The following is a 4,957-nucleotide window of genomic DNA, read 5'->3' on the forward strand; positions in this document are numbered from 1 at the left end:
GAGGTTGCCGCCGCACTCCAAAACGTCCGGTGGTACCCTTCCATGATCGTTGGCAGTCCGGAATCCATAAAGAGCCTCTATTTATTATTATTCGGTTGCCCTGGACAGCCGGCGACCGGTAGCTGGTAGCTGGTAGCTGGTAGCTGGTAGCTGGTAGCTGGTAGCTGACAGCAGGTGCCCTATAATGCCCCGTCTACCACGGCGCCCTGAATGACTCCGAGACCCACCTATGCTGGACAAGAACTACGACCCCCGGACCCTGGAGAAGACCTGGTACCGGACCTGGGAGGACCAAGGCTACTTTGCTCCCACTGCCGGCGCGCCCAGCGTCGGGCCGGGCGCCGGGGCGAGCGGCTACTGCATCATGATCCCGCCGCCCAACGTGACCGGTAGTCTGCACATGGGCCATGCCTTTCAGGACACCATCATGGACGCCCTGATCCGCTATCACCGTATGCAGGGCAAATCGACCCTCTGGCAGGCGGGCACTGACCACGCAGGTATCGCGACCCAGATGGTGGTCGAGCGCCTGCTCGAGGCCGAGGGGAAGACCCGCCATGACCTGGGCCGCGATGCCTTTACCCACCGGGTCTGGGCCTGGAAGGCCGAATCCGGCGGCACCATCACCCGGCAGCTGCGGCGCCTGGGGGCGTCCCTGGACTGGGAGCACGAGCGCTTCACCCTGGACGAGGGGCTCTCCGGCGCGGTGCGCGAGGTCTTCGTGCGTCTGTTCGAGGAGGGACTCATCTACCGCGGCAAGCGCCTGGTCAACTGGGACCCGGTGCTCCACACCGCCGTCTCGGACCTGGAGGTCCTGTCCGAGGAGGAAAACGGCCACCTGTGGGATCTGCGGTATCCCTTGACCAACGGCCAGGGCCACATGGTGGTCTCTACCACCCGCCCCGAGACCATGTTGGGGGACTGTGCGGTGGCCGTGAATCCGCAGGACGAGCGCTACCGCCACCTGATCGGCGAATTCGTTCAGCTACCCCTGACCAGCCGGCGCATCCCCATCATCGCCGACGTCCACGCCGACCCGGAACTCGGCACCGGCTGCGTCAAGATCACCCCCGCCCACGACTTCAACGACCACGAGGTCTGGCTGCGGCATCGGGACGAGACCGCCATCGCCGAACAACCCCACGGCGGACTCATCAATATCTTTACCCCCGATGCGTCCATCCGTGCGAATCTGCCGGAGGAGGGCGAGCTCATACCCACCGCCTACATCGGACTCGACCGCTACGTAGCCCGTCAGCGCATCCTCACCGACCTGACGGACCTGGACCTGCTGGCACAGACCCAGGAGCACCGGCTTCAGCAGCCCCGGGGCGACCGCTCGGGGGCCGTCATCGAGCCTTATCTCACCGACCAATGGTACGTCAAGATCAAGCCGCTGGCGGACCCGGCCATCGCCGCGGTAGAGGACGGGCGCATCCGCTTTGTCCCGGACAACTGGAAGAACACCTATTTCGAGTGGATGCGCAACATCCAGGACTGGTGCATCAGCCGCCAGATCTGGTGGGGCCACCGCATCCCCGCCTGGTACGACCGGGAAGGCAATGTCTACGTGGGTCGCTCGGAGCAGGAGGTGCGTGAGCGTCACGGCCTGGCGCCCGACTTCCCCCTCGAGCAAGACCCGGACGTGCTCGATACCTGGTTCAGCTCCGCCCTGTGGCCCTTTTCAACCCTGGGCTGGCCGGAACAGACACCACGCCTGGAGGCCTTCTATCCCACCTCGGTGCTGGTCACCGGGTTCGACATCATCTTCTTCTGGGTCGCCCGCATGATCATGCTGGGACTCAAATTCATGGGGGACGTGCCCTTCGACGAGGTCTACATCCACGGGCTGGTGCGGGATACCCACGGCGAGAAGATGTCCAAATCCAAGGGCAATGTGCTCGACCCCATCGACCTGATCGACGGCATCGAGCTGGAGTCCCTGGTGGAGAAGCGCACCCAGGGCATGATGCAGCCCCACCTGGCCGAGAAGATCGCCGACCTAACCCGCCGCGACTACCCGCAGGGCATCCCCGGATTCGGCGCCGACGCCTTGCGCTTCACCTTTGCGGCACTCGCCTCCACCGGCCGGGACATCAAGTTCGACCTGGGCCGGATCGAAGGCTACCGCAACTTCTGCAACAAGCTGTGGAACGCCGCGCGCTATGTGCTCATGAACACTCAAGGCGAGGATTGCGGCCTGACTGGGAGTGGCACCGGGGACGACATCCGGCTCAGCGCCGCTGACGGCTGGATTCGCTCCCGCCTGCAAGGCACCATCACCGCGGTGAACGACGCGCTTCGGGGCTACCGCTTCGACCATGCCGCCCAGGCCATCTACGATTTCACCTGGAATGCCTTCTGCGACTGGTACCTGGAGCTGTCCAAGCCGGTGCTCACCGACGCCCAGGCCGCGCCGGCGGCCAAGCGGGGCACGCGCCGCACCCTGGTGCAGACCCTGGAGACCCTGCTGCGACTCGCTCACCCCCTCATCCCCTTTATCACCGAAGCGATCTGGCAGCAGGTCAAACCCCTGGCCGGTATCAAGGGCGACACCATTATGCTGGCCCCCTTCCCCAGCGCCGACCCCGACCTCATGGATCCGGACGCGGAATCCGAGCTGGGGTGGGTTATGCAATTCGTCCTGGGCGTGCGGCGCATCAGGGGCGAGATGGACATCGCGCCCGGCAGGCCCCTACCTATCCTGCTGCAAAACGCCTCCGACCAGGATCTGGCACGGCTGGCGGCCAACCGCAAGTACCTGGACGCCCTCGCCCGCACCCAATCTATCCAGGCGCTGTCACCCACCGCTCAGGTCCCCGAGTCCGCAATCGCCCTGGTGGGTGAGATGAAAATACTCATCCCCATGGCCGGACTCATCGACCAGCAAGCGGAGCTCAAGCGCCTCGCCAAGGCGATCGGCAGGCTGGAGGCGGACCTGGAACGGACACAAAAGAAGCTTGCGAACCCCAACTTCATAGACAAGGCGCCGCCGGCGGTGGTCCAAAAAGAGCGTGACAAGGTCGCCGAGCAACAGACCGCGCTGGCAAAGCTGCAGGAGCAAGCGGAGAAGATCCGGGCCCTAGCATTGTTTGGTAGTGGTTAATTTATAAGTTGTAATATGACCTACAGCATTGGCTACTATGTCCCCTCTCCCTCCGAGGGTGTCGCAACAATCATTTCGAACCACAGAGAACGCAGAGCACACAGAGAAAGGAAGCGGCCAATGCTCTGCGTTCTCTGGGTCCTCTGTGGTTTAAATTTTTGCGCTCGTTCCCACGCTCCAGCGCCTGCCTGTGCGTCCCTGCACGCAGACAGGTGGGAACGCTGTCTTGTCCGCTCCAGCGGACTTAGCTCCTCTGTACTGATAGGCGTTGGCGGTTAGCCTACCGAGGTACCTAATCGACGCTGGAGCGTCAGATCCCTCCTCCGTCGGGACCAGGTCTGCTCCCACGCTGGAGCCTGGGGAGCCAGCTGAAAATCAATATGTTAGTTTTTAGACAGCCTCTTAATCTTGCCTATACTCAGAGACAGTAAAATTGCAGCACCAACAAAGTTAATACACTACCCGGACGGATAGATGGCTAACTTCAAGACCATCGGCATCATCGGCAAGCAGGACGAGGCCCCCAAGGTGTGGGAAACCCTCGACCGGTTGGTCAAGTGCCTGCGCGCTTCGAGACGCAAGATCTTCTTCGACGACGTGGGCGGGGCCAAGGTCGCGGCGCCCAGGGAGCACATCGTCAGTCTCAGGGAGATGGGCCGGTGCTGTTCGCTGGTGATTGTGGTCGGCGGTGACGGCACCCTGCTCCACGCCGCCCGCACCATGGCGGAGTTCCAGGTGCCCCTGGTGGGAATCAATCTGGGACGCCTCGGCTTTCTGGCCGACGTGTTGCCGAAAGAGATCGAAACCAGTATCGAGCGCATCCTCGCCGGCGAGTACGAAGAGGAGCCCCGCCACATGCTGGCGGCACGGATCAGTAGCGAAGCAGCGGAGGTGGACGATTGCCTGGCCCTCAACGATGTGGTGGTCCACAGGTGGAACCCGGCCCGGGTGATCGAGCTCGAGACCTATATCGAAGGCGTCTTCGTCAACGCCCAGCATTCCGACGGCATCATCGTCGCCACCCCGACGGGCTCTACCGCCTATGCCCTGTCCGGGGGCGGCCCGCTGCTGCATCCGGCCCTGGATGTGCTGGCGGTGGTTCCCATCTGTCCCCACACCCTGAGCAACCGGCCACTGGTGGTTGCCGGCGACAGCCACATCGAAATCCGCATCGGGGAACAGGATCGGGACCAGGTCAGGGTCACCTGCGATGGACTCACGGCCTCACAGCTCAAAGCCCCCGCTCGGGTCTTCATCAACAAGGCCCCATGGCCCACCCGTCTGCTCCATCTCAAGGGACACGACCACTACAAGCTCCTGCGCGCCAAGCTGGGTTGGGGGGGACGTCCCCCGTGCCAACCATCCTGAACCGGAGCCGATCCCCGCCGCTCCATGTCGGTCTCTCCGGAACCTGAGAATGCACACGCATGGGCACGAATTGTTTGGGGAGATTTATACACGCTCGCCCTGTGTTCCCTACCAATCGATGCGGTTCGCGCTGCCCGGCAGTGCTATTCTAATAAAAGGTTCTTCTCGTCCCCACGCGCCGCGTGGGGACGTGGAAGCTCCGCGCCGCGGAGGAGGCGGGTCGGAACAGCCTCTTACCGGTAAATCCTGGCCGGCAGGATGCCAGCGTTCCCAGCGCTGCGGCGGGATGCGCTGCGCTTTCCCGCCCTACGGTCCTTCCGGTGAATGCATGGTTCCGCGTGGTGTTGTTGATATACTGGTCTCCGCCAGCGGCGGAAATGATTTTAGCCGTGCGGTCCCGTGGCTGCTGGCTCCCACGCTCCAGAGACTGTGAAAGTATTCCTGGATTTTCAGATCCAAAGGGACAGGACGACACAATTTTCC

The 4,957-nt window shown here is 63.1% G+C and carries 2 protein-coding genes; both read left to right on the top strand.

What is annotated here, in order from left to right:
• The first annotated feature begins 229 nt into the window (after positions 1-229).
• Positions 230-3,106, top strand: a complete 2,877-nt coding sequence (locus tag BQ17_RS08980; protein ID WP_089726294.1) for a valine--tRNA ligase — start codon at positions 230-232, stop codon at positions 3,104-3,106.
• 474 nt (positions 3,107-3,580) lie between these two features.
• Positions 3,581-4,474 (top strand): NAD(+) kinase, encoded by an 894-nt coding sequence (locus BQ17_RS08985; protein ID WP_089726295.1) that lies wholly within the window; start codon positions 3,581-3,583, stop codon positions 4,472-4,474.
• Positions 4,475-4,957: the final 483 nt, after the last annotated feature.

This window comes from Candidatus Thiosymbion oneisti, assembly GCF_900092655.1.
Lineage (GTDB): Bacteria > Pseudomonadota > Gammaproteobacteria > Chromatiales > Chromatiaceae > Thiosymbion > Thiosymbion oneisti.

What these genes read in the sequence shown, in the direction of transcription:
- BQ17_RS08980 (WP_089726294.1), top strand. Translation starts at nt 230, where the DNA reads ATGCTGGACAAGAACTACGACCCCCGGACCCTGGAGAAGACCTGGTAC.
- BQ17_RS08985 (WP_089726295.1), top strand. Translation starts at nt 3,581, where the DNA reads ATGGCTAACTTCAAGACCATCGGCATCATCGGCAAGCAGGACGAGGCC.